This window comes from Streptomyces sp. NPDC058701 (assembly GCF_042715295.1).
Taxonomy (GTDB): domain Bacteria; phylum Actinomycetota; class Actinomycetes; order Streptomycetales; family Streptomycetaceae; genus Streptomyces.
Map to the genome: position 1 here is coordinate 70,613 of NZ_JBHXSY010000014.1, position 24,517 is coordinate 95,129.

The 24,517-nt window shown below is 73.8% G+C and carries 18 protein-coding genes and 1 pseudogene; 17 read left to right on the plus strand and 2 right to left on the minus strand.

What is annotated here, in order from left to right:
- Positions 1–40: 40 nt before the first annotated feature.
- Entirely contained in the window at positions 41–862 is an 822-nt protein-coding gene (locus ACFWW8_RS17560; RefSeq protein WP_386529691.1) for an oxidoreductase, read from the plus strand.
- Positions 863–1,230: 368 nt separating this feature from the next.
- Here ACFWW8_RS17560 and ACFWW8_RS17565 read toward each other — a convergent pair whose 3' ends face one another.
- A complete protein-coding gene (locus ACFWW8_RS17565; protein WP_386529693.1) occupies positions 1,231–2,103 on the minus strand; it encodes an HAD family hydrolase in 873 nt (290 codons plus the stop codon).
- A gap of 550 nt (positions 2,104–2,653) precedes the next feature.
- Here ACFWW8_RS17565 and ssd point away from each other — a divergent pair.
- The 7 genes and pseudogenes from ssd to ACFWW8_RS17600 all read left to right on the plus strand — a co-directional run bounded on the left by ssd (position 2,654) and on the right by ACFWW8_RS17600 (position 7,585).
- A pseudogene (ssd, locus tag ACFWW8_RS17570) lies at positions 2,654–3,802 on the plus strand (septum site-determining protein Ssd).
- On the plus strand, positions 3,799–4,947 hold the full coding sequence (locus tag ACFWW8_RS17575) for a TadA family conjugal transfer-associated ATPase (protein ID WP_386529694.1): 1,149 nt from the start codon (positions 3,799–3,801) through the stop codon (positions 4,945–4,947). Before ssd ends, ACFWW8_RS17575 begins: the two are co-directional and overlap by 4 nt.
- Complete coding sequence (locus ACFWW8_RS17580; protein WP_386529695.1) at positions 4,944–5,831, plus strand: type II secretion system F family protein; 888 nt, start codon at positions 4,944–4,946, stop codon at positions 5,829–5,831. The genes ACFWW8_RS17575 and ACFWW8_RS17580 overlap by 4 nt, the downstream gene beginning before the upstream one ends.
- Complete coding sequence (locus tag ACFWW8_RS17585; protein ID WP_386529697.1) at positions 5,798–6,610, plus strand: type II secretion system F family protein; 813 nt, start codon at positions 5,798–5,800, stop codon at positions 6,608–6,610. The genes ACFWW8_RS17580 and ACFWW8_RS17585 overlap by 34 nt, the downstream gene beginning before the upstream one ends.
- A gap of 48 nt (positions 6,611–6,658) precedes the next feature.
- On the plus strand, positions 6,659–6,856 hold the full coding sequence (locus ACFWW8_RS17590; RefSeq protein ID WP_386529699.1) for a DUF4244 domain-containing protein: 198 nt from the start codon (positions 6,659–6,661) through the stop codon (positions 6,854–6,856).
- Positions 6,843–7,229, plus strand: a complete 387-nt coding sequence (locus ACFWW8_RS17595) for a TadE family type IV pilus minor pilin (RefSeq protein WP_386529700.1) — start codon at positions 6,843–6,845, stop codon at positions 7,227–7,229. Before ACFWW8_RS17590 ends, ACFWW8_RS17595 begins: the two co-directional genes overlap by 14 nt.
- A complete protein-coding gene (locus tag ACFWW8_RS17600) occupies positions 7,226–7,585 on the plus strand; it encodes an Rv3654c family TadE-like protein (protein ID WP_386529702.1) in 360 nt (119 codons plus the stop codon). The genes ACFWW8_RS17595 and ACFWW8_RS17600 overlap by 4 nt, the downstream gene beginning before the upstream one ends.
- A 42-nt stretch (positions 7,586–7,627) precedes the next feature.
- Here the strand turns inward: ACFWW8_RS17600 and ACFWW8_RS17605 are convergent, their stop codons facing one another.
- The gene (locus ACFWW8_RS17605; protein WP_386529704.1) at positions 7,628–10,072 is read right to left on the minus strand and encodes a DEAD/DEAH box helicase; all 2,445 of its coding nucleotides are present in this window, start codon (positions 10,070–10,072) and stop codon (positions 7,628–7,630) included.
- Positions 10,073–10,234: 162 nt separating this feature from the next.
- Between ACFWW8_RS17605 and bldG the strand changes: the two genes are divergently transcribed.
- The 9 genes from bldG (at position 10,235) to ACFWW8_RS17650 (ending at position 24,516) form a co-directional block, all read left to right on the plus strand.
- Positions 10,235–10,576 carry an anti-sigma factor antagonist BldG gene (gene bldG / locus ACFWW8_RS17610; RefSeq protein ID WP_267751850.1) on the plus strand — a complete coding sequence of 114 codons (342 nt, stop codon included), beginning with the start codon at positions 10,235–10,237 and terminating at the stop codon, positions 10,574–10,576.
- 101 nt (positions 10,577–10,677) lie between these two features.
- Positions 10,678–11,118 (plus strand): ATP-binding protein, encoded by a 441-nt coding sequence (locus tag ACFWW8_RS17615; RefSeq protein WP_386529706.1) that lies wholly within the window; start codon positions 10,678–10,680, stop codon positions 11,116–11,118.
- A gap of 257 nt (positions 11,119–11,375) precedes the next feature.
- A complete protein-coding gene (locus tag ACFWW8_RS17620) occupies positions 11,376–13,778 on the plus strand; it encodes a sodium-translocating pyrophosphatase (protein ID WP_386529707.1) in 2,403 nt (800 codons plus the stop codon).
- A gap of 195 nt (positions 13,779–13,973) precedes the next feature.
- Positions 13,974–14,540 (plus strand): small secreted protein, encoded by a 567-nt coding sequence (locus ACFWW8_RS17625; protein ID WP_386529708.1) that lies wholly within the window; start codon positions 13,974–13,976, stop codon positions 14,538–14,540.
- Between the two features lie 243 nt (positions 14,541–14,783).
- A complete protein-coding gene (locus ACFWW8_RS17630) occupies positions 14,784–16,298 on the plus strand; it encodes a methyltransferase (RefSeq protein WP_386529710.1) in 1,515 nt (504 codons plus the stop codon).
- Positions 16,299–16,411: 113 nt separating this feature from the next.
- The gene (locus tag ACFWW8_RS17635) at positions 16,412–16,609 is read left to right on the plus strand and encodes a hypothetical protein (protein ID WP_386529712.1); all 198 of its coding nucleotides are present in this window, start codon (positions 16,412–16,414) and stop codon (positions 16,607–16,609) included.
- Between the two features lie 266 nt (positions 16,610–16,875).
- A complete protein-coding gene (topA, locus tag ACFWW8_RS17640; RefSeq protein ID WP_386529713.1) occupies positions 16,876–19,692 on the plus strand; it encodes a type I DNA topoisomerase in 2,817 nt (938 codons plus the stop codon).
- A 240-nt stretch (positions 19,693–19,932) separates the two neighbouring features.
- The gene (gene tmk / locus ACFWW8_RS17645; RefSeq protein WP_386529715.1) at positions 19,933–23,232 is read left to right on the plus strand and encodes a dTMP kinase; all 3,300 of its coding nucleotides are present in this window, start codon (positions 19,933–19,935) and stop codon (positions 23,230–23,232) included.
- Positions 23,233–23,304: 72 nt separating this feature from the next.
- Entirely contained in the window at positions 23,305–24,516 is a 1,212-nt protein-coding gene (locus ACFWW8_RS17650; RefSeq protein WP_386529716.1) for a DNA polymerase III subunit delta', read from the plus strand.
- Position 24,517 lies beyond the last annotated feature (1 nt).

Genomic DNA, 24,517 nt, shown 5'->3' on the forward strand with positions numbered 1-24,517 from the left:
GGTCGGTGCTACGGGTGGGCAGTGCGTAGGCTCCCTACCTATGAGTAGCGCTGCTGACCCGCTGGCCCCGCTGGCCGGTCTTCCGGGTGTCACCGGTTCCGTCGATTCCGTACGCAAGGCCGTGGACCGGGTCTACGGGCACCGGGTGATGCGCCGGCGCAGTGCGGAGATCACCTCGGAGGCCGCGCTGCGCGGCGCCCGTGGGAGCGCGGCGCTGTCCGGTGCCGACTGGGCGCTGGAGGAGGTGCGCCGCCGCACCGACTTCGGGTCGGAGCCGGAGGCGCTGACGCTGGGCGCGGCGCTGCGGCTCACGGCGGAGGCCGGCCAGCTGCTGAGCATCTGGCGCCAGTCGCCGCTTCGGGTCCTGGCGCGCCTTCATCTGGTGGCGTCGGGGTCCACGGCCGACGGGGACGTCGTGGGACGGCCCCGGCTCGCGGGCGAACCGGTGAACGAACCCCTGGTGGACCTTCCGCTGCCGAGCGCGGAGGAGGTTGCGGGGCGCCTCGACGGGCTGTCCCGGCTGATCATCGCGGGCGGACCGGCCCCGGCGCTGATCACGGCCGCGGTGGTGCACGGCGAGCTGCTGGCGCTGCGGCCCTTCGCCTCGTACAACGGTCTGGTGGCCCGGGCCGCCGAGCGCATCGTCCTGATCAACAGCGGACTGGACCCGAAGGCGATCTGCCCGGCGGAGGCCGGACACGCGGAGCAGGGCGGCGAGGCGTACCTGGACGCCTTCGCGGGCTACGTCTCGGGGACTGCGGAGGGGATGGCCGCCTGGATCGGGCACTGCGGCCGCGCGGTCGAACTCGGCGTCCGCGAGTCGACGGCGGTCTGTGAAGCCCTGCAGCGGGGCGCGGCCTGACGTCTCCCGGCAGGGCCCGGCCCCACATCTCCCCCGGACAGGGGTTGCGGCGACACCGTCTTGCCTTGGTGTCGCCGCTGACATGTGCGTCCAGTTACCAAGCGTCCTCGATGATTGCCCATCAGGTCGGGACTTTGCCCGTCACCTGGTGCGGCTGGCCCGTAATCGACGGGTCGACGTCGCGTGGGTACTCGGCGCTCATGCATCGGTCCGTGGGCCTTACTGCGTTTTAAAGATGATCCTCTCGGATGTTCTTTGGTCTCGCGGGCCGTTGATTCCTTTGTACTCCGCTTCGGAGATATCCGGAACCCCCGGCCCCACTTCTTTACTTTCCGGGACGAGCGCGGACGAATGGGGCACGGGTCGGGTCATTGGGAAGTGGCCAGGGCGCGCACGTCGGCCCGACGCCGGCTCGCGTACCAGACGAGCCCCGCGGCCGCCGCCGCTCCCACGGCCGCCGCTGCGACGAGTGCGGGGCGCGGCGGCATCGACAGTCCGGGGAACCGCTGCTTGAGCCGTACGGGGCGGTTGAAGACCAGGACGGGCCATTCTCGGGCCACGGCCTCCCGGCGGAGCGCCCGGTCGGGGTTGACCGCGTGCGGGTGTCCGACCGCCTCCAGCATCGGGACGTCGGTGGCGGAGTCGCTGTAGGCGTAGCACCGGGAGAGGTCGTAGCCCTCGGACTCCGCCAGCTCGCGGACGGCTTCCGCCTTGGTGGGTCCGTAGGCGTAGTAATCGATCTCGCCGGTGAAGCAGCCGTCGTCGCCCACGACCATGCGGGTGGCGACGACCCGGTCGGCACCGAGCATCTCCCCGATGGGCTCGACGACTTCCGCTCCGGAGGTCGAGACGATCACGACGTCGCGGCCGGCCGTGTGATGGGCCTCGATGAGGGACGCGGCCTCGTCGTAGATGATCGGGTCGATGAGGTCGTGCAGGGCTTCCGCGACGATCTCCCGCACCTGCTGCACGTTCCACCCCTTGCAGAGGGCGGACAGGTACTCCCGCATCCGTTCCATCTGGTCGTGGTCGGCTCCGCCGGCCAGGAAGATGAACTGCGTGTACGCGGTGCGCAGTACGGCTCGCCGGTTGATCAGGCCGCCCTGGTAGAAGGACTTGCTGAACGTCAGGGTGCTCGACTTCGCAATGACCGTCTTGTCCAGGTCGAAGAAGGCTGCGGTGCGAGGCGAGGAGTGCGGCAAGGGCTGATTTTCCACGCCCCGAGCATATGCGCCCACCATTCGGCGTAAGGTGTGGCGCGTGGGTTTGCCTGAGAAGGCTATCGGGTACACCATGGAAGTCACGGATCGTTCGCGACCGTGCTAACCCGGTCTGGCTCCTCCCCCCCGAGTCGGACCGTGGGGACGACCCCCGCTCTCCCCCCCGGCGGGGGTCGTCGCATGTCCGGACGCGGTTCGCGTCCCTGCCTTCGGCCCCAGATGACATCTCGCAACCCCTTTCCTGGCGACGGGGCCCGCGTGGCGAAGGCCCTCATCCCCCCCAACCGGTGACGCTGCGTAGTGGTTCCGCCGCGCTCTGGAACTCACCTCTGAGGGTGACCGGGATATCCACAGTCGGACCGGTGTCCACAGTTTTTCAGCAAGATCCACTTGATTTCCCCGATGGCTGCACCGTGATGAGGGCCGCGAAGTCCGCGGCGCTCGGATTTGTGGCGAGAAGGGGGCGGAGATCGTGGCGCGATCGAAGTCGTGTGAAGTGTCGGAAAACGCGGTGGCCGGGAAGCGGACCGGTTCGGGGCCCCGCTGGAAAGCGGGTGCGGCGGGCGGCGCCGTGCGGGGTCCGGCGAGCCGGCCCGCGAGCGGCCGGCCGCTGATCATCACCGAGGATCCCCTGCTGCTCGACGACCTGTTGCGGCTGTGCGCCGCGGCGGGGGCCGAGCCCCACGTGCACCACGCGCTGCCGGAGCGAACCGGCGCGCCGGGCGGGGCACGGGACGCGGACGGAGGCCGGGCCGACGCGGACGACGGGGGCGTCGGCTGGGAGTCGGCTCCGCTGGTGCTGGTCGGGGACGACGCGGCCCGGCGGGTGCGGGGCGCCCCGCGCCGCGACGGGGTGCTGCTCGTCGGCAGGGACCTGGACGACCCCCTGGTGTGGCAACGCGCGCTGGAGATCGGCGCCGAGGAGGTGCTCCGGCTCCCCGACGCGGAGAGCCGGCTCGTCGACCGCATCGCCGACGTGGTGGAAGGGGCCGGACGGCCGGCCCTCACCGTCGGGGTGATCGGCGGCAGCGGCGGCGCGGGGGCTTCCACCCTCGCGTGCGCGCTGGCCTTACGGGCGGCCCGTGCCGGGGAGCGGACCATCCTCATCGACGGCGACCCGCTCGGCGGGGGCATCGACGTCCTGCTCGGCGGCGAGTCCGTATAGGGTCTGCGCTGGCCGGACTTCGCGGCCTCGCGGGGCCGGGTCGCTGCCGGAGCGCTGGAGGAGTCCCTGCCCGAACTGCACGCGCTGCGGGTGCTCAGCTGGGACCGGGGGGACCGGGTGGCGGTGCCGCCCGCCGCGACGCGGTCGGTGGTCGCCGCCGCGCGCCGCCGGGGCGGGGTCGTCGTGGTCGACCTGCCCCGGCGCGTGGACGAGGCGGTCGCCGAGGTACTGGCCCAGCTGGACCTGGTGCTGATGGTGGTGCCGGGCGAGCTGCGTGCGGTCGCCGCCGCGGGGCGGGTCGCGGCCGGGGTGCGGATGGCGGCCCGGGACGTGCGCGTCGTCGTACGGGGCCGCTGTCCGGCGGGCCTCGATCCGCAGGACGTGGCCGGGCTGTTGGGGGTGCCGCTGGCCGGCGAGGTGCCGGTGGAGGTGGGGCTCCCCGGGCGGGTGGCCGAGGGGGAACCGCCGGGGGCGCAGGGGCGCGGAGCGCTGGCCCGGTTCTGCGACGGCTTCTGGCAGCGGGCGCTCGGTCCCGCCCAGGGGGTGCCGGCATGAGCGCCGTACTGCTGGACGCGGTGCGCCGGCGGCTCGCCGAGAGCGGGGCGGAGCCGACGCCGGCCAGGGTGGCGGCGGCCCTGCGGGCCCAGGGGCGGCTGCTGGGTGACGCGGAAGTGCTCGGTGTCGCGGCAGAGTTGCGATCCGAACTGGTCGGTGCGGGCCCGCTGGAGGCCCTGCTCGCCGACCCCGAGGTCACCGACGTGCTGGTCGCGGCTCCCGACCGGGTGTGGGTGGACCGGGGCGGTGGCCTGGAACTGACCGGAGTGACCTTCACCGGCGCCGATGCCGTGCGCCGGCTCGCCCAGCGGCTGGCCTCCGTGGCGGGGCGGCGGCTGGACGACGCGCGGCCCTGGGTGGACGCCCGAATGCCGGACGGCACGCGGCTGCACGCCGTGCTGCCGCCGGTCGCCGTCGGATCGGCCTGCCTCTCCCTGCGGGTGGTCCGCCCGCGGGCCTTCACCCTGGAGGAGCTCGTCGCGGCCGGGACGCTGCCGCCCGGCGGGCACCGACTGCTCCGGGAGATGGTCGAGGCCCGCCTGTCGTTCCTGGTCTCCGGCGGAACGGGCACCGGCAAGACCACTCTGCTCAGTGCACTGTTGGGGCTGGTCGGACCCGGTGAGCGGATCGTGCTGGCCGAGGACTCGGCCGAACTGCGGCCGGACCACCCGCACGTGGTGCGGCTGGAGACCCGCCCGGCCAACCAGGAGGGGGCCGGCCTGGTCACCCTGGCGGACCTGGTCCGGCAGGCGCTGCGGATGAGGCCCGACCGGCTCGTGGTCGGAGAGGTGCGGGGCGCCGAGGTGGCGGACCTGCTGGCAGCCCTGAACACCGGTCACGAGGGAGGCTGCGGAACGGTCCACGCGAACGCCGCCGCCCACGTTCCGGCCCGGCTGGAGGCGCTGGGAACGGCAGCCGGACTGGACCGGGCCTCCCTGCACAGCCAGTTGGCGGCCGCGCTGACCCTGGTGGTCCATTTGATCCGGGACCGCGAAGGGCGCCGCCGGGTGGCCGAGGTACACGTACTGGAACGGGATGCCGCCGGGCTGGTGGTCACCGTGCCGGCGCTGCGCTGGGGTGCGCGCGGCTTCGTACGGGAGCGGGGCTGGGAGCGGCTGCGTCCGCTGCTGCGGGGTGCCCGGTGAGCGCGGGGGCGGTGCTGTCGGTCCCGGTGTTCTCGGGGGTGCTGTGTGCGGGAGCGGCGGCCTGGCTGCTCGCCGGGGCGGACCGGGTGTCCCGGCGGACCCGGGTGGTACTGGCCGGGATCGGCCCGGCACGGGTGCGCGGGCCCTCCCGCCGCGATCGGGTGGCGGCGGCCGTACGGGTGCGAGCGGCGGCCCGCTGGCCGGAGTGGGCATGCCTCGGGGCCGGGCTGCTGCTCGCGGTGGCCGGCGCGTCGGTGATCCCGCTGGCGGCGGGGGCGGCCGCGGTGCCCCTGGTGCGCCGGTGGCTGCGGAACCGGGCGCGGGAGCGGGCCCGGTCGGCGCGGGCCGCCGAGGTGGTGGCGCTGTGCGGCGCGGCGGTGGGCGAGTTGCGGGCGGGCGCCCAGCCCGGGCAGGCGCTGACGGCGGCGATGCGGCGTACGGCGGCCGGGCCGGGAGGTCCGGGCGCGTCGGAGGCGGGGGTGCTGGCCGCCGCGGCGTTCGGCGGCGACGTACCGGGGGCGCTGCGCCACGCGGCCCGGGAGCCGGGTGCGGAGGGGCTGGCGGGGATGGCGGCCTGCTGGCGGGTGTCGGTCGACGGGGGCGCCGGACTGGCCGCCGGGCTGGACCGGCTGGAAGGGGCCCTGCGGGCCGAGCGGGACCGGCGGGAGTCGTTGCGGGCCCAGTTGGCGGGCGCCCGGTCGACGGCGGTGGTGCTCGCCCTGCTGCCCTTGGTGGGCCTGTTGATCGGCACCGGCTTGGGGGCGGATCCGCTGCGGGTCCTGCTGCACACCCCGATGGGCTGGGGCTGCCTGCTGGCGGGCGGGGTGCTGGAGGGGCTGGGGATCCTGTGGTGCCGGCGGATCGTGCGGACGGGGGAGCGGTGACGGCCGCCGCCGAGGTCCACAGGCTGGGGACGGCACTGTGCCTCGTGCCGGTGGCGGTGTGCGCGGCGTCGGCACTGACGGCAGGGGTCCGCGCCCGGACGGTGCGCCGCCGGGTGGCAGCCCTGCTGGGCGCGGAGCGGGCCCGCCGGCCGGCGCCCGTGTCGCGGCCGCGGCTGCTGGGGCTGTGGACGGTGTGGGCCGCCCCGGCCGGGGTGTCCCTCGCGGCGTGGGTGTTGATCGGCGGGGTCTGGGGCCCGGTCGCGGGGGCCGTGGCGGCGGTCGGGCTCTGGCGTCGGCAGGCCGGGCCGCGGCCGCAGACCGACGTCGACCCGGAGGATGCCGAACGTCAGCTGCCCATGGCGGCCGATCTGCTGGCGGCGTGCCTGGCGGCCGGGGCGGGGCCGGTGGAGGCGGCGGAGGTGGTGGGCGAGTCGCTCGGCGGCCCGGTGGGCGAGGCGCTGGCCCGGTCCGGGGCGGAGCTGCGACTGGGCGGCGAACCGGGCTCCGCATGGGGGAGGTTGTCCGCCATACCGGGCGCCCGGGCGCTCGCGGACTGCCTGGAGCGGGCGGCCCGGACGGGGGCTCCCGCGGCCGAACCGGTGTCCCGGATCGCCTCGGGCCTCCGAGAGGACCGGGCGAGGCAGGCGGGCGCGCGGGCCCAGCGGGCGGCGGTCCTCGTCACCGCGCCGGTGGGGCTGTGTTTCCTCCCCGCATTTCTCGCGATCGGGGTGGCGCCGGTGGTGATCGGAATGGCCTCCGGACTTCTCTCCGGCACCTGAGAACACATGGGTCACGTACGTCTACAACGGAAATCAAAGGGAGTTGTCATGATGATCATCTGGTGCCGTGTGCGGACGGCTTGGAGTGGCCGCGGGGGCGATGAGGGGATGTCCACCTCGGAATACGCCATGGGCACGATCGCGGCCTGTGCGTTCGCCGCGGTTCTGTACAAGGTGGTGACGAGCGAGGTGGTCTCGACGGCCCTTCAGTCGACCATCGGGAAGGCGCTCGATGTGCCGTTCTGAGGAGAACTCCGCCGTACGCGGAAAAGGGGCCGACCGGGGATATGTGACGGCGGAGACCGCCTTGGTGATCCCGGCGCTGGTGTTGTTCGCGGCGCTGCTGGTGTGGGCGCTGATGGCGGCGGCCGCGCAGATCCGGTGCGTGGACGCGGCCCGGGCCGGCGCCCGGGCGGCGGCCCGTTCGGAGCCGGTGGAGGTGGCGGTGGCCGCGGCGCGCGCGGCCGCCCCGCCGGGGGCCGAGGTGGAGCTGGAGCGGAGGGGCGATCTGTGGCAGGTGCGGGTGGCGGCTCCGGCGCCGGGGCCGGGCGGCCTGCCGGTACGGCTCGGGGCCCGGGCGGTGGCGCTGGCGGAGGACAGCGTGGGGCCGCCGCCGTGAGCCGGGACCGGGGCTCCGCCACGGTGTGGGCGACGCTGGTGACGACCGTGCTCAGCGCCGTGTTCGGGGGCGTGCTCCTGCTGGGGCAGGCCGTCGTGGCCCGCCACCGGGCCGCGGCGGCGGCCGACCTGGCGGTCCTCGCGGCGGCCGCGTCCTGGGCCCACGGACCGGAGGCCGCCTGTGCCGCGGCCGGGCGGGTGGCGCGGGCCCAGGACGCGGCGGTGAGCTCCTGCCGGGTCCTGGGCGAGGAGGCCGAGGTGAGCGCGCAGCCGGCCACCGGCACCTTCACCCCGACGATCCGGGCCCGCGCGGGCCCGCCCGCCGACCCCGGCCGCACGGGAGCGGGGGAGCCGTGACGGGAGCGGGCGGATCACCCGGACGGCCGCTCGGGCCCGCGGTTACGGAGAGGAAGGCTCGGGGGCGACCTCGGGGAGGGGCCCGGCCGGCGGCTGCGGGGGCCCCAGGGGCTCCGGCGGCTCCGGGGACTCGGCGAGGAGGCGGGTGAGGAGACGGACGGCGCCGCGCTTGTGGAGGGGATCGTTGCCGTTTCCGCACTTGGGGGACTGGATGCAGGACGGGCAGCCGGCCTCGCACTCGCAGGCGGCGATGGCGTCGCGGGTCGCGGTCAGCCAGGCGCGGGCCGTGTGGAAGGCCCGCTCGGCGAAGCCAGCGCCGCCGGGGTGGCCGTCGTAGACGAAGACCGTGGGGAGGAGGGTGTCGGGGTGCAGCGGCACGGAGACGCCGCCGATGTCCCAGCGGTCGCAGGTGGCGAACAGCGGGAGCAGGCCGATGGAGGCGTGCTCGGCGGCGTGCAGGGCGCCGCCGAGGATCTCCGGGTTGATCCGGGCCTCGTCGAGCTGGTCCTCGGTGACGGTCCACCAGACGGCCCGGGTGCGCAGGGTGCGGGGCGGCAGGTCGAGCTTGGCCTCGCCCAGGACCTCGCCGGTGATCAGCTTGCGGCGCAGATAGGAGACGACCTGGTTGGTGACCTCGACGGAGCCGAAGCAGAGCCGGGCCGAGCCCCACGGGATCTCGGTCTCGGTCTCCAGGATCGAGATGGCGGTGGTGTCGCGGGCGGTGGTGGAGAAGGGGGGGTTCGCCTCCTCGACGAGGGCGGCCGAGTCCTCGAGGTCGAGGTGCCTGACCAGGTAGGTGCGGCCCTGGTGGAGGTGGACAGCGCCCTCGTGGACGGCCGTGTGGGCGGCTTCCTCGTCGACCGTGCCCAGCAGCCGGCCGGTCGAGGCCTCGACGATCTGCACCGGGCGCCCGCCGCCGCCCCGGATGTCGGTCAGGTCGGAGGCCCGCTCCCGGCGGGTCCAGTGCCAGGCCGTCGCCCGGCGCCGCAGCAGCCTGGCCGCCTCGAGCTGCGGGAGGAGGTCTTCGGTGGCCGGGCCGAAGAGCTCCAGGTCGGCGTCGGTCAGGGGCAGCTCCGCCGCCGCCGCGCACAGGTGGGGGGCGAGGACGTACGGGTTGTCGGGGTCCAGGACCGTGGCCTCCACGGGCTGCTGGAACAGCGCCTCCGGGTGGTGGACCAGATAGGTGTCCAGCGGATCGTCCCGGGCGATCAGCACGGCCAGGGCGCCCTGCCCCGAGCGCCCGGCGCGGCCGGCCTGCTGCCACAGGGAGGCCCGCGTACCGGGGTACCCGGTGATCAGGACGGCGTCCAGGCCGGAGACGTCCACGCCCAGCTCCAGTGCGGTCGTGGCGGCCAGCCCCAGCAGCTCACCGGAGTGCAGGGCCCGCTCCAGCGCCCGGCGCTCCTCGGGCAGGTAGCCGCCCCGGTAGGCGGCCACCCGCCGGACCAGCGAGCGGTCCACCCCCGCGAGGCGCTCCTGGGCGATCACGGCGATCAGTTCGGCGCCGCGCCGGGAGCGGACGAAGGCGACCGTCCGGACTCCCTGCACGACCAGGTCGGTGAGCAGGTCGGCGGTCTCGGCCGTGGCCGTGCGGCGTACGGGCGCGCCCCTCTCGCCCCGCAGATCGGTGAGCGGGGGCTCCCAGAGGGCGAAGACGACCTCGCCGCGCGGGGAGGCGTCGTCGGTGATCTCGATCACGCGGGTTCCGGTCAGCCGGGAGGCGGCCGTGGCCGGATCGCTGGAGGTGGCGGAGGCCAGCAGGAAGACGGGATCGGAGCCGTAGCGGGCGCACAGCCGCCGCAGCCGTCGCAGGACCTGGGCCACGTGGGAGCCGAACACACCGCGGTAGGTGTGGCACTCGTCGATGACCACGTAGCGCAGGGCCCGCAGGAAGGAGGACCAGCGGGGGTGGGCGGGGAGGATCCCCCGGTGCAGCATGTCGGGGTTGGTGAGGACGTAGTTGGCGTACTGCCTCACCCATTCGCGCTCCTCGACGGGGGTGTCCCCGTCGTACACGGCGGGGCGTACGGCGTTGCCGAGCGGCGCGGCCAGTTCCCGTACGGCGCGGCGCTGGTCGGCCGCCAGGGCCTTGGTGGGGGCCAGGTACAGGGCGGTGGCCCCCCTGCCGTTGGGGGCCTCGGCGCCGTCCGCGAGGGCGGAGAGCACGGGCGCGAGGTAGGCCAGGGACTTGCCCGAGGCGGTGCCCGTGGCGACCACGACCGACTCGCCGTCCAGGGCGTGCTCGGCGGCCGCGGCCTGGTGCTCCCACGGATGTTCGATGCCGGCGGCCTGAATGGCGGCTACGACATCCGTTCGGATGCGATCGGGCCAGACCGCATGACGACCCGCCCGGGGGGGCAAGTGCTCCGTATGGGTGATGCGCGCAGCTCGGGAAGGCCCCCGTGACAGGCGGTCCAAGACCGTGTCCGGAGTGGGTCGAGGGTCCGCGGGTGCCGTGGGCCGACCGGTGCGGTGAGTATTGGCCATTGGAACCGAGTGTGTCACCGACGTGCGGGACAATGGTCCCAAGGCGTCGTGCGTCCCTGCCGGTAAGTGATTGAATGCCCTCGCGGCAGCCAATCCCTCGCCTACCTTCGGGTGGCGAGGCCCCTGGGGGGCGCCGCTCGATAGCAAGGTGCTGGAGGATCCGTGGACCTGTCCCTGTCGACTCGCACTGTCGGCGACCGAACGGTCGTAGAGGTCGGTGGCGAGATTGATGTGTATACCGCGCCCAAGCTGCGCGAGCAGTTGGTGGAGTTGGTGAACGACGGCAGCTACCACCTGGTTGTCGACATGGAGCGAGTGGACTTCCTCGACTCCACCGGACTCGGTGTGCTCGTGGGAGGCCTCAAACGCGTCCGCGCGCACGAGGGTTCGCTGCGCCTCGTGTGCAACCAGGAGCGCATCCTGAAGATCTTCCGCATTACCGGTCTGACCAAGGTGTTTCCCATCCACACCTCGGTGGAAGACGCCGTCAGCGCCACTGACTGACCGCTCCCGACGGCGAGCAGCCGGCAGGGAGAACGGGGGTACCGGGCCACGGTCGGCCCGGTCCCCTGTCAAGGCACGCCCGTAGTCCGAGGGGGACGCGCATGGCCACCGTTGAACTGCGCTTCAGCGCCCAGCCCGAACACGTCCGGACGGCCCGCCTGGTCGCGGCCGCCGTGGCGCGCCGGGCCGGTGTCGAGGAAGCCGTCCTCGACGAGGTCCGCCTCGCCGTGGGCGAGGCCTGTTCGCGTGCCGTCGGCCTGCACCGCGGCAACGGGCTGACCGCGCCCGTCCGGGTCGTCCTGACCGACGAGGAGAAGATGTTCTCCATCGAGGTCGCCGACGAGGTTCCCGGCCCGGCCGGCGGTCCCGTCGACGCCGTGTCCGGCATCGACGCCGTCCTGGACCCCGACATCGAGGGGGAGGACGAGATGGGCCTCGCCGTGATCAGCGGGCTCGTCGACGACGTCGAGGTGAGCAGTGGTGAATCGGGCGGGACCATCCGGATGAGCTGGCCCGTTTCGGGGACGTCCGAGCCGCACTAGATCCACCGGATCGACATTCCCTCGTATCGTCTGATCTTCAGTCAAGGCCCTGCTGAGCAGGGCCTTTTTAATTTCCCTTGATCGGTGATCGGCCGTCAATGCTTTTGCCCCATTACCACTTTCGAGGGTAATGGAGTGACGTGATCTATTGCTGAGGGGCACGTGCAGGCCAATTGCGTTTCCCGCGTACTGTTTTGATCGGGACGCGCTCCCTACAATCCGTCCACATCTTGAGCTCATCACGTCAAGGAGGACGAATGACGGGGCTCTTTACCCCTATCGCGCCGGATCGCGCCACTGATCTGGCTGCCGCAGTACTCACCGACGACAACCGGCTCATCGTGATCGTCATCGCGGCCGTGGCCGTGGCCGCGCTCGTCGTCGCGCAGATCCTGGTCCGCCAGGTCCTCGCCGCCGACGAGGGAACCGACCGCATGAAGGAAATCGCCGCCGCCGTACAGGAAGGCGCCAACGCCTACCTCGGACGGCAGCTGCGCACCCTCGCCGTCTTCGCCGTCGTGGTCTTCTTCCTGCTCTTCCTGCTCCCCGCCGACGACTGGTCGCAGCGGGCGGGACGGTCCGCGTTCTTCCTCGTCGGCGCCCTCTTCTCGGCGGGCACCGGTTACATCGGCATGCGTCTGGCGGTCCGCGCCAACGTGCGCGTCGCCGCGGCCGCGCGCGAGGCCACCCCGGCCGAGGGGGAGCCCGCCAAGGACCTCACCGAGGTCTCCCACAAGGCGATGAGGATCGCCTTCCGGACGGGCGGTGTGGTCGGCATGTTCACCGTCGGTCTGGGGCTCCTCGGCGCCTCGTCCGTCGTCCTGGTCTACGCCGCCGACGCCCCCAAGGTGCTGGAGGGCTTCGGCCTCGGAGCCGCCCTGATCGCGATGTTCATGCGCGTGGGCGGCGGAATCTTCACCAAGGCCGCCGACGTCGGCGCCGACCTGGTCGGCAAGGTCGAACAGGGCATTCCGGAGGACGACCCGCGCAATGCCGCGACTATCGCCGACAACGTGGGCGACAACGTCGGAGACTGCGCGGGCATGGCCGCGGACCTCTTCGAGTCGTACGCCGTCACCCTCGTGGCCGCACTCATCCTCGGCAAGGTGGCCTTCGGCGACCTGGGCCTCGCCTTCCCGCTGATCGTCCCCGCCATCGGCGTCGTCACCGCGATGATCGGCATCTTCGCCGTGTCCCCGCGCCGCTCCGACCGCAACGGCATGACCGCGATCAACCGGGGCTTCTTCATCTCCGCCGTGATCTCGCTCGTCCTGGTCGCGGTCGCCGTCTACGCCTACCTGCCCGCCACCTACAAGGAGCTCGTCGGCGTCGAGGACGCCGCGATCGCCGCCCACCCGGGCGACCCGCGCGTGCTGGCCGTCGTCGCCGTCGCCATCGGCATCGTGCTCGCGGCCCTGATCCAGCAGCTCACGGGCTACTTCACCGAGACCAGCCGCCGGCCCGTCCGGGACATCGGCAAGTCCTCCCTCACCGGCGCGGCCACCGTCGTCCTCGCCGGGATCTCCGTCGGCCTGGAGTCCGCCGTCTACACGGCGCTCCTCATCGGCCTCGGCGTCTACGGCGCGTTCCTGCTCGGCGGTACCTCGATCATGCTCGCGCTCTTCGCGGTGGCCCTGGCCGGCACGGGGCTGCTCACGACCGTGGGCGTCATCGTCGCCATGGACACCTTCGGGCCCGTCTCCGACAACGCCCAGGGCATCGCCGAGATGTCCGGTGACGTCGAGGGCGCCGGCGCGCAGGTGCTCACCGACCTGGACGCCGTGGGCAACACCACCAAGGCCATCACCAAGGGAATCGCGATCGCCACGGCCGTGCTCGCCGCCGCCGCGCTCTTCGGCTCGTACAACGACGCGATCGCGACCGCCGTCAAGGAGGTCGGCGCCAAGGCCGGGGAGATGAACCTCAGCCTGGACATCGGCCAGCCCAACAACCTGGTCGGGCTGATCCTGGGCGCCGCGGTCGTGTTCCTGTTCTCGGGCCTGGCCATCAACGCGGTCTCCCGCTCCGCGGGCGCCGTGGTCTACGAGGTGCGGCGGCAGTTCCGCGAGCACCCCGGGATCATGGACTACACCGAGAAGCCCGAGTACGGGCGCGTCGTGGACATCTGCACCAAGGACGCGCTGCGCGAGCTCGCGACACCCGGTCTGCTCGCCGTGCTCACCCCGATTGCGGTGGGCTTCTCCCTCGGAGTCGGGGCCCTCGGGTCCTTCCTGGCCGGCGCCATCGGCACGGGCACGCTGATGGCGGTCTTCCTCGCCAACTCCGGCGGAGCCTGGGACAACGCGAAGAAGTTGGTCGAGGACGGCCACCACGGCGGCAAGGGCAGCGATGCGCACGCCGCCGTCGTCATCGGCGACACGGTCGGCGACCCGTTCAAGGACACCGCCGGCCCCGCGATCAACCCGCTGCTCAAGGTCATGAACCTGGTGGCGCTGCTGATCGCACCGGCCGTCGTGCAGTTCAGCTACGGCGACGACGCCAGCCCGGTCGTACGGGCCGTCGTCGCGATCCTCGCGATCGGCGTCATCATCGGCGCGGTGTACGTCTCCAAGCGCCGCGGCATCGCCGTCGGGGACGGGGCCGAGGACGGGGCCGCCGAGCGGGTGGCCCAGTCGCCCGGCACGGCGGCGGTCTCCTGACGCGAGCCCGGGCCCGAGCCCGGCCCGAGTCCCGGCCCGGCCCGGGCGGCGGACGGGCAGGGCCGGGCAGGGCAGGCCGTACGCCCGAACGGCGGACAGGCGGTGCGTACTGACGCGCCGCCTGTCCGCCTTTGTGCATCCCCCGATGGCAGGCGTGTATCTTCCGGGCCGAGAGCCTTCGAAGGGACCAATCCGGTGAACAAGAAGCTTGCGGCCGCCTTCTCGGGCGGTGCGGTGCTGATGCTCGTCCTGTCCGGCTGCGGCGGGGACGACGGCGACAAGAAGGCCGACGCCTGGGCCAAGAAGGTCTGCGACCAGTGGCAGCCCGAACTCAAGAAGATCGAGACGGCCAACGCCGAGATCAAGCGCGTGGCGACGGAGAGCAGCAAGCCAGACGAAGTGCAGAAGACCGACTCGGCTGCCTTCGCGACCATGTCCGAGTCGTACAAGACGATGGGGACCGCCCTGCAGCAGGCGGGAGTCCCGCCGGTCAAGGACGGCCAGACGACCCAGGCCGCGGCGGTCAAGGGCTTCGAGGAGACCTCGAAGGGCTACTTCGACCTGAAGACCCAGATGGACGCCCTGGACGTCAACGACCAGACCAAGTTCGCCGAGGGCCTCAAGACCCTCGCGGGCGGCCTGGAGAACGCGACCAAGGGCGGCAAGGACGCCCTCACCCAGCTCAACGCGGGCGGTCTGGACAAGGCCATGAACGGCCAGAAGGGCTGCCAGGTCACGGTGCCGTCGGCGTCGCCCAAGTAGCCGGGCCGGACGGCCGACGCCGGCCGACGCCGGCCGACGCCGGCCGAGCGCCGTACGGCCCGCCGCGCGGCGCGCCGACAGGGCGGCGACAGGGCGGCCGGGGTCCCGGGAGGGGCCGCGGCCGCCCTGCCGTACGCCCGGACGCGGCCGTCCGGGCGCCGGTCCGGGCCCGTGCCGGCGCCCGGACCGCGCCGAGGCTCGCGCGCAGCACGGATCGGCGCCGCCAGCGGACACAATGGGCGGGTGAGTACCACCAGCCTCCCCTCGTCCGATCACGCCGCCGAGCTGCGCACCGCCCTTCTGGCCGCCGGTTTCACCGCCGACGGCCTGCTCGACCTGCTCGGTGCCCCCGCCTATGCCGCGCTGGCGCGCAGTGAGACGGTTCCCGCCCTGCGCGCCACCCGGCGCGGCGGCGACGGTCCGCTCGCGAGCCTGGTCCTGCTGTTCCTGCTCCAGGGCTCCGTGCCGTACGCACACGCCGCCGCCGCGCTGCCCGTCGAGGCCGCCCTGGCCGACGGCTGGCTGCGGCGCGAGGGCGACGAGGTGCGCGCGACCGTCGACGTGCGCCCGTACGGCGGCCCGGACGGCGAGGACTGGTTCATCGTCTCCGACCTCGGCTGCGCCGTCGGCGGGGCCGGCGGGATCGGCAGCCGGGAGGAGGGGGTGGTCCTCGGCGTCGGGGGCGCCTCCACCACGCTGGCCGGGATCACCGTCCGGATCCCGGTCGGCTCCGCGCTCGACGTCGGCACCGGCTCGGGCATCCAGGCGCTGCACGCCGCCCAGCACGCGACCCGGGTCACGGCGACGGACGTCAACCCCAGGGCGCTGGAGTTCACCCGTCTGACGTTGGCGCTGTCCGGGGCCCCGGAGGCCGAGCTGCTCACCGGGTCGCTGTTCGAGCCGGTCGGCGACGCCACGTACGACCTGATCGTGTCCAACCCGCCGTTCGTGATCTCGCCGGGCGCGCGCCTCACGTACCGGGACGGCGGCATGGGCGGCGACGACCTGTGCCGGACCCTGGTCCAGGAGGCCGGGGCGCGGCTCAACCCGGGCGGGTACGCGCAGTTCCTCGGCAACTGGCAGCACGTGGACGGCGAGGACTGGCACGACCGGCTGCGCTCCTGGGTGCCCCGGGGCTGCGACGCGTGGATCGTGCAGCGTGACGTGCAGGACGTGACGCAGTACGCGGAGCTGTGGCTGCGCGACGCGGGCGACCACCGCGACGACCCCGAGGCGTACGCGCGGCGGTACGAGGAGTGGCTCGACGAGTTCGAGGCGCGCAAGACCAGGGCCGTCGGCTTCGGCTGGATCACCCTGCGCCGGTCGGACGCGGCCGAGCCCTCGATCGTGGTCGAGGAGTGGCCCCACACGGTCGAGCAGCCCCTCGGCGAGACGGTCCTGGCTCATTTCGCCCGCCAGGACTACCTGCGGGACCACGACGACGCCGCGCTGCTGGAGGGCCACTTCCTGCTCGCCGCCGAGGTCGTGCAGGAGCAGGTGGGAGCCCCCGGCGCGGAGGATCCGGAGCACGTGGTGCTCCGCCAGAACCTCGGGATGCGGCGCGCCACCAAGGTCGACACGGTCGGCGCCGGATTCGCGGGAGTGTGTGACGGCTCACTGAGCGCGGGGCGAATTCTGGACGCGATCGCGCAGCTGGTCCAGGAGGACCCGATCGTCCTGCGCGACCGCACGCCGGATGCCATCAGGATGCTCGTCGAGCAGGGCTTCCTGGAGCCGGTGAGGAACCCCGCGGGCTGATCGGACCCTGGATGTAACCCGGGGTTCGCCCCCCGTATCCCCGTGCCTGCCAGGCTCCTGCGCAGCGGGATCCGGGGGGATCCCGGGAGCAGCCCGGGGGTGAGGGGAGCGGCATGGAAAACGGTCCGGCGGTCTTCGCGGCGGTCGTGTTCCTGCTGTTCGGGGCCGCTCTTCTCTTCTGGGCGGGGGCGTGCGCCCTGTACCGCGCGCCGGTGGCCGAAGGTGTGCGCCCCGCCGTCGCCGTACCGGTGACCCTGCTCACCGCCGGGGTGTTCCTTGCGCTCGGGCTGTGGTGCCTCGCCCGGCTCTGACGGAACGGCGCGGGGCGGCGTCCCGGCTGGGCGAACGCCGACGTCGGGAGGGGTCCGGCAGCGGGGCCAGACGGCCCCGCGGCCACCCGGCCCGGTGACCGGGAACGGTCCGGCGCGGCATCCGGGCGGCAGAAACCGCACTTGTCGGGTTACCGTTCGAGTGGCCGTTGCGGGCTTGTGCCGTTTGACACGGGGGCGGGTTGTACCGTCACACTCCGCAGCGTCGCCGTACTGCGACCGAGTGCCGACCGGAGAGAAGAGCCAAGTTGTCCCCGACTAGCGAGACCGCAAAGGGCGGCCGCCGACTCGTCATCGTCGAGTCCCCTGCCAAGGCGAAGACGATCAAGGGCTATCTCGGCCCCGGGTACGTCGTCGAGGCGAGCGTCGGGCACATCCGCGACCTCCCCAGCGGCGCGGCCGAGGTCCCCGACAAGTACACCGGTGAGGTCCGCCGCCTCGGCGTGGACGTCGAGCACGACTTCGCGCCGATCTACGTCGTCAACGCCGACAAGAAGGCCCAGGTCAGGAAGCTCAAGGAGCTGCTGGCCGAGTCCGACGAACTCTTCCTCGCCACCGATGAGGACCGCGAGGGCGAAGCCATCGCGTGGCACCTGCAGGAAGTGCTCAAGCCCAAGGTCCCCGTCCACCGAATGGTCTTCCACGAGATCACCAAGGACGCGATCCGCGACGCCGTCGCCAACCCGCGCGAGCTCAACCAGCGCATGGTCGACGCCCAGGAGACCCGCCGCATCCTCGACCGCCTCTACGGCTACGAGGTCTCGCCGGTCCTGTGGAAGAAGGTCATGCCGAAGCTGTCGGCGGGCCGCGTCCAGTCGGTGGCCACGCGCATGGTCGTCGAGAAGGAACGCGAGCGCATCGCCTTCCGCACCGCCGAGTACTGGGACCTGACCGGCACCTTCTCCACCGGCCGGGCCGGCGACGCGTCCGACCCGTCGACGCTGGTCGCCCGCCTGAACACGGTGGACGGCAAGCGCGTCGCCCAGGGGCGCGACTTCGGCTCGACCGGGACGCTCAAGAGCGAGGTGCTGCACCTCGACGAGGCGGGCGCCCGGGCGCTGGCCGCAGCGCTGGAGAGCGCCTCGTTCGCCGTCCGGTCGGTCGAGTCCAAGCCGTACCGCCGCTCCCCGTACGCCCCGTTCCGTACGACGACGCTCCAGCAGGAGGCCTCGCGCAAGCTGGGCTTCGGTGCCAAGGCGACCATGCAGGTGGCCCAGAAGCTGTACGAGAACGGCTTCATCACCTATATGCGTACGGACTCCACGACGCTCTCCGAGACGGCCGTCACGGCGGCCCGCGCGCAGGTCACCCAGCTCTACGGGGCCGACTACCTGCCGGAGAAGCCGCGGGTCTACGCGGGCAAGGTCAAGAACGCGCAGGAGGCGCACGAGGCGATCCGGCCTTCGGGCGATCGTTTCCGCACTCCGGCCGAGACGGGTCTGACCGGCGACCAGTTCCGCCTGTACGAGCTCATCTGGAAGCGCACCGTCGCCTCCCAGATGAAGGACGCGGTCGGCAACTCGGTCACCGTGAAGATCGGCGGCCGCGCCGCGGACGGCCGCGACGCCGAGTTCTCTGCCTCCGGCAAGACGATCACCTTCCACGGCTTCATGAAGGCCTACGTCGAGGGCGCGGACGACCCGAACGCCGAGCTCGACGACCGCGAGAAGCGGCTGCCGCAGGTCGCCGAGGGCGACGCGCTCTCCGCCGAGGAGATCACGGCGGACGGGCACTCGACCAAGCCGCCGGCCCGCTACACCGAGGCCTCGCTGGTCAAGGAGCTCGAAGAGCGCGAGATCGGCCGCCCGTCGACCTACGCGTCGATCATCGGCACCATCCTCGACCGCGGCTACGTCTTCAAGAAGGGCACCGCGCTCGTGCCGTCCTTCCTGTCGTTCGCCGTGGTGAACCTCCTGGAGACGCACTTCGGGCGCCTGGTCGACTACGACTTCACCGCGAAGATGGAGGACGACCTCGACCGCATCGCGCGGGGCGAGGCCCAGTCCGTGCCGTGGCTGAAGCGGTTCTACTTCGGCGCGGAGGACGCCTCCGAGGTCGTACCGGCCGACGGCGACCACCTCGGCGGCCTGAAGGAGCTGGTCACGGACCTGGGCGCGATCGACGCCCGGGAGATCTCCTCCTTCCCCGTGGGCGACGGGGTCGTACTGCGCGTCGGCCGCTACGGGCCGTACGTGGAGCGCGGCGAGAAGGACGCGGAGGGCCACCAGCGGGCGGACGTACCGGAGGACATGGCTCCTGACGAGCTGACGGTCGCGTACGCCGAGGAACTGTTCGCGAAGCCGAGCGGTGAGTTCGAGCTGGGCAAGGACCCGGTCAGCGGGAACGAGATCGTCGCCAAGGACGGCCGCTACGGCCCGTACGTGACGGAGATCCTGCCCGAGGGCACGCCGAAGACGGGCAAGAACGCGGTCAAGCCGCGGACGGCCTCGCTCTTCCAGTCCATGTCCCTGGACACGGTCACGCTCGACGACGCGCTCAAGCTGATGTCGCTGCCGCGGGTCGTCGGGGTGGACGCGGAGGGCGTGGAGATCACGGCCCAGAACGGCCGCTACGGCCCGTACCTGAAGAAGGGCACGGACTCGCGGTCGCTGGAGACCGAGGACCAGCTGTTCTCGATCACGCTGGACGAGGCCCTCGCCATCTACGCGCAGCCGAAGCAGCGGGGCCGCGCGGCGGCCAAGCCGCCACTGAAGGAACTGGGCACCGACCCGGTGAGCGAGAAGCCGGTGGTGGTCAAGGACGGCCGCTTCGGACCGTACGTGACGGACGGCGAGACGAACGCGACGCTGCGGCGGGACGACGACGTCGAGACGATCACGCCGGAGCGGGGCTACGAGCTGCTCGCGGAGAAGCGGGCGAAGGGCCCGGCCAAGAAGGTCGCGAAGAAGGCCCCCGCGAAGAAGGCCCCGGCCGCGAAGAAGGCCCCTGCCAAGAAGGCGACGGCGAAGAAGACGACGGCGGCGACCAAGACCGCCGCCGCGAAGAAGACCACGGCGAAGAAGACGGTGGCGAAGAAGACGGCCACCGCCACGGCGGACGAATAGCCGCCCCGGTCGGGCGCGGGCTGTCGAGGCCCCGTCCGTCGGTTGCGTACGAGGGGCCCCGCGCGGAAGCGTGCGGGGCCCCTCGCCGTGTCCGGACCGGGCGGCGCCGGGGTCGGGACGGCGTGACGGCACGGTGCGGCGGGGGCTGCCGGACCCTCGGACGGGGCCGCGGACGGGGCCGCCGCGGGGGTTGTCCACAGGCCTTCCGCACCCCGCAGGCGCAGCGGATAGGCTGGGCGGATGACGCGAGCCGAGCAGCCAACGGTCGTGACCGCCCCGGCGAAGCCGACCTACGACGAAGCCCTAGCAGCGGACTCCCGCGAGCGGGCGGTGCGCGCACTGCTGCGCACCCCCAGGCTGCGGCGACTGTGGAGCGCCCAGCTGATGAGCGGCATCGGCGACGCCCTCGCCCTCCTGGTGCTGGTGCTGCTGGCCCTGCAGGCGGCCGTCTCCGAAGCGGCCTTCGGCGGCGGCTACCGCGGAGCGGCCCTCGCCGTCGCCACGGTCTTCGGCGTCCGGATCCTCGCGACCCTCCTCTTCGGCGCGGTCCTCCTCGGTCCCTTGGCCGGACTCGTCGGCTCCGGGGGCAGGCTCGACCGCCGCTGGACGATGATCGGCGCCGACGGGGTCCGCCTCGCGCTCTTCGTCGTCGCCCCGCTGTGGCTCGACTGGATCCCGGCCCACGCGCTCACGGCGCTGCTGGCCACCGTCTTCGTCTCCGGCGCCGCCGAGCGGCTGTGGACGCTGGCCAAGGAGAGCGCCGCGCCCGCGCTGTTGCCGGCGCCGCCGCCCGAGGGGGCGACCGTACGGCCGCTCCCGGACCACCTGGACGCCCTGCGCCGGCTGACGCTGCGGACGGCCTTCGCGGCGCTGCCCGTCGCCGCCGCCGCGCTGCTGGCCGCGACCCTGATCGGCAAGGCCCTCGGCCTCGGCATCGACTGGTTCGCCGGCAACCAGGCCGCCCTCGGCTCGTACGTGGCCGCCGGCCTGTTCGCCGCGTCGATCTCGCTGCTGCTCCCGCTGGTGTTGCCGGACGGCAAGACCCCGCGCCCCCGCTCGCCCCTGGAGGGCCTGCGGGCCCCCAAGGCGGCCGACCGCCCCGACACGGGCCGTACGGGCGCAGTCCCGCTGCTGGTGCTGGCCTGCGCCGCGGTCGCCGGTGCGGTGTCCTGCGCGGCCGCCGTGGCCGTGCTGCACGCCTTCGACCTCGGCGGCGGCCCCGCCGCCTTCGCGCTGTTCGTCCTCGCGCTGGTCGGCGGCACGGCCGCCGGGATCCGCGCCAACCAGGCCGGCAAGGTGCTCCCCGCCCTCTCCCGCCGCCGTCTGCTGGCGCTGGCCATAGCGGTGACCGGCGTCGCGCTGCTGCTGGCCGGCCTGGTGCCGGACACGGCGACCGTCCTGTTCCTGTCGCTGCTCGCCGGTACCGCCGCGGGCGTCGCGGCCAACACCGGGCACACCCTGATCGACCAGGAGACCGAGGAGTTCCGCCGGTCCCGGGTCACCGAGCACCTCCAGGCCGTCGTACGGGTGGCCGTGGCCGTCGGGTCGGTCGCCGCCCCCGTGCTGGCCGCCCTGATCGGCCCCCACCGCCTCACCGGTGGGGAGGTCGTCTTCGCCCACGGCGGCGCCGCCTTCACGCTGATGCTGGTCGGCGCCCTGCTGCTGCCGGTCGCCGCGGTGGTGCTGGCCAAGGCCGACGACCGCAGCGGCGTACCGCTGCGGCGCGACCTGCGCGAGGCGCTGCGCGGCGGCGAGCCGGTGCAGTCGGCCTCCGACGCCGGATTCTTCATCGCCCTGGAGGGCGGCGACGGCGCCGGCAAGTCCACCCAGGTGGAAGCGCTGGCCGACTGGATACGGAGCAAGGGCCACGAGGTCGTCGTGACCCGCGAGCCGGGGGCCACCCCGGTCGGCAAGCGGCTCCGCTCGATCCTGCTGGACGTGTCCTCCGCCGGGCTGTCGAACCGCGCCGAGGCCCTGCTGTACGCCGCCGACCGCGCGGAGCACGTGGACACCGTGGTGCGCCCGGCGCTGGAGCGCGGGGCGGTCGTCATCTCGGACCGTTACATCGACTCCTCGGTGGCCTACCAGGGCGCGGGCCGCGACCTGTCGCCGACCGAGATCGCCCGCATCTCGCGCTGGGCCACCGACGGGCTCGTACCGAACCTGACCGTGCTCCTCGACGTGTCGCCGGAGGCGGCGCGGGAGCGCTTCACGGAGGCGCCGGACCGGCTGGAGTCGGAGCCGGCGGAGTTCCACCAGCGGGTGCGGTCCGGCTTCCTGACACTGGCGGCCTCCGACCCCGGTCGCTACCTGGTGGTCGACGCGGGCCAGGACCCGGACGCGGTGACCACGGTCGTACGCCACCGGCTGGACCGGATGCTGCCGCTCTCCGAGACCGAGGTCGCCGCGCGTGCCGAGGCCCGGCGCCTCGCCGAGGAGGAGGCCCGGCGCAAGGCCGAGGAAGAAGCCGCGCGCAAAGCGGAGGAAGCGCGGCTGAAGGCCGAGGAGGAGGCCCGCCTGGCCCGCGAGGCCGAGGAGGCCCGCATCAAGGCCGAAGCGGAGGCCGCCCGCAGGGCCGCGGAGGAGCGGCAGCGCGCCGAGGAGGAGGCCCGGGCCCGGGCCGAGGCCGAGCGGCTGCGCGCGGAGGCCGAGGAGAAGGCCCGCGCCGCCGAGGCGGAGCGGCTGCGACGGCAGCACGAGGAGGAGGCCCGGCTGCGGGCCGAGGCCGAGGAGCGGCGGCTGGAGAAGCAGCGGCGCGCGGAGGAGTCCCTGCTGAAGGCGGAGGAGGCGCGCCGTCTGGCGGCGGCCGCCGCGGCCGAGGCGGCGGCGAGCGCGGCCGCGGCGGCGGCGGCATCCGAGGCGGCTTCGGCGAAGGCCGCGGCCGCGCCTCCCGCGCCCGCGCCGGCGGCTCCCTCCGCGCGTCCCGCGCCCGCGCCGGCTCCGGCGGCTCCCGCCGCGCATCCCGCGTCCCCCGCTCCTTCCGGGGCCGGAGCCGTGCCCCGGCACGCGGACGACGCGGTGACCGTGGAGACGCCCCTGATCAAGCGGGTCGTCCGGCCCGACGACGTCACCCAGACGGTCCCCGTGCCGAAGGTGGACCCGTCCGCGGCGCCCTCCGCGGACGCGGCGGAGACGGCGGTGCTGCCGCCGGTGCGCGCGACCGACGAGACGGCCGTGCTGCCGCCCGTACGGCCGGACGGCGGCCAGGAGGGCCGGGCCCGGTCGGACCGCGGCTCCCGCCCCGACGGCCCGCAGGCGGCGGCCGGACCGGCCCGGTCCGCGTCGCGGCCGACGGCCCAGCGCCCGCCGGAGAACCCGGCCGACCGGGTGCCCCCGGGCATCTTCCGGGACTCCGACAACGACCGGACGCGCGAGCTCCCGGTGGTCGGCGAGGACGGCGCCCCGGGCCGCCGGCGCTCGGACTGGGCCGAGGAGACCCCGCTGGACGACCTGCCGACGCTGGCCGACGAACTGCTGGGCCGCCACCACGAGCCCGGCGACGACGAGGACGACGGCAGGAGCCCGCGCCGCCGCCGCTGAGCGGCCGCGGGACTGGATTGTCGGTGGCGCCCGCCACAATGGGTGCACGGAGAGCGAAAGGTGGTGGGCGGGATGCCCGTATGGGACGACCTGGTGGGACAGGAGCGTGTCCAGACGCAGCTGGCCGCCGCCGCCCGCGATGCGGACGCCCTGGTCACGGCCGTCACGGACGGGACCGAGCCGCCCGCCGCGAACAAGATGACGCACGCCTGGCTGTTCACCGGCCCGCCCGGTTCCGGGCGGTCCACCGCCGCCCGCGCCTTCGCGGCCGCCCTGCAGTGCACCAGCCCCGACCGCGCCCTCGGCGGCGAACCGGGCTGCGGGTTCTGCGACGGCTGCCACACCACCGTGGTCGGCACCCACTCCGACGTGCAGATCATCCGTACCGACCTGCTGTCCATCGGTGTGAAGGAGACCCGCGACCTGGTCCGCAAGGCGCAGCTCTCCCCGGCCGTCGGCCGCTGGCAGGTCATCATCATGGAGGACGCCGACCGGCTCACGGAGGGCGCGGGCAACGTGCTCCTGAAGGCCGTCGAGGAACCCGCTCCGCGCACGGTGTGGCTGCTCTGCGCGCCCTCGCTGGAAGACGTACTGCCCACGATCCGCTCCCGTTGCCGGCACCTGACCCTGCGCACCCCCTCCGTCGAGGCGGTAGCGGAGGTCCTGGTCCGGCGCGACGGCATCGAACCCGCCGCCGCCGCGGCGGCCGCCCGCGCGACCCAGGGGCACATCGGCCGGGCCCGCCGGCTGGCCACCGACGCGGCCGCGCGCGCCCGCCGGGCCGCCGTGCTGAAGCTCCCGCTGCGCGTCGAGGACGTGGGCGGCTGCCTCAAGGCCGCGCAGGAGCTGGTCGACGCCGCCGCCGAGGACGCCAAGCAGGTCGCGGAAGAGGTCGACGGCAAGGAGACCGAGGACCTGCGGGCCGCGCTCGGCGCCGGAGCGGGCGCCGGGAGCCGGATGCCGCGCGGCACCGCGGGCGTGATGAAGGAGCTGGAGGACCGGCAGAAGCGCCGGCGCACGCGTACCCAGCGCGACAGCCTCGACCTGGCCCTCACCGAGCTGACCGGCTTCTACCGGGACGTGCTGGCCCTACAGCTCGGGTCTTCCGTGGCCATCGCCAACGAGGAGATACGACCGGACCTCGACCGGATCGCCCGTGCGTCGGGTCCGGAGCGGACCCTGCGGCGCATCGAGTCGATCATCGTCTGCCGGGACGCCCTCGACCGCAACGTGGCCCCGCTGCTGGCGGTCGAGGCGATGACGATGTCGCTGCGGGCGGGCTGAC

Coding starts and splice junctions, on each gene's coding strand:
- ACFWW8_RS17615 (WP_386529706.1), top strand. CDS start 10,678: ATGGCCACCGTTGAACTGCGCTTCAGCGCCCAGCCCGAACACGTCCGG.
- ACFWW8_RS17635 (WP_386529712.1), top strand. CDS start 16,412: ATGGAAAACGGTCCGGCGGTCTTCGCGGCGGTCGTGTTCCTGCTGTTC.
- ACFWW8_RS17560 (WP_386529691.1), top strand. CDS start 41: ATGAGTAGCGCTGCTGACCCGCTGGCCCCGCTGGCCGGTCTTCCGGGT.
- ACFWW8_RS17620 (WP_386529707.1), top strand. CDS start 11,376: ATGACGGGGCTCTTTACCCCTATCGCGCCGGATCGCGCCACTGATCTG.
- ACFWW8_RS17565 (WP_386529693.1), bottom strand. CDS start 2,103: ATGGTGGGCGCATATGCTCGGGGCGTGGAAAATCAGCCCTTGCCGCAC.
- ACFWW8_RS17590 (WP_386529699.1), top strand. CDS start 6,659: ATGATGATCATCTGGTGCCGTGTGCGGACGGCTTGGAGTGGCCGCGGG.
- ACFWW8_RS17605 (WP_386529704.1), bottom strand. CDS start 10,072: ATGGCCAATACTCACCGCACCGGTCGGCCCACGGCACCCGCGGACCCT.
- ACFWW8_RS17650 (WP_386529716.1), top strand. CDS start 23,305: ATGCCCGTATGGGACGACCTGGTGGGACAGGAGCGTGTCCAGACGCAG.
- tmk (WP_386529715.1), top strand. CDS start 19,933: ATGACGCGAGCCGAGCAGCCAACGGTCGTGACCGCCCCGGCGAAGCCG.
- ACFWW8_RS17595 (WP_386529700.1), top strand. CDS start 6,843: ATGTGCCGTTCTGAGGAGAACTCCGCCGTACGCGGAAAAGGGGCCGAC.
- ACFWW8_RS17575 (WP_386529694.1), top strand. CDS start 3,799: ATGAGCGCCGTACTGCTGGACGCGGTGCGCCGGCGGCTCGCCGAGAGC.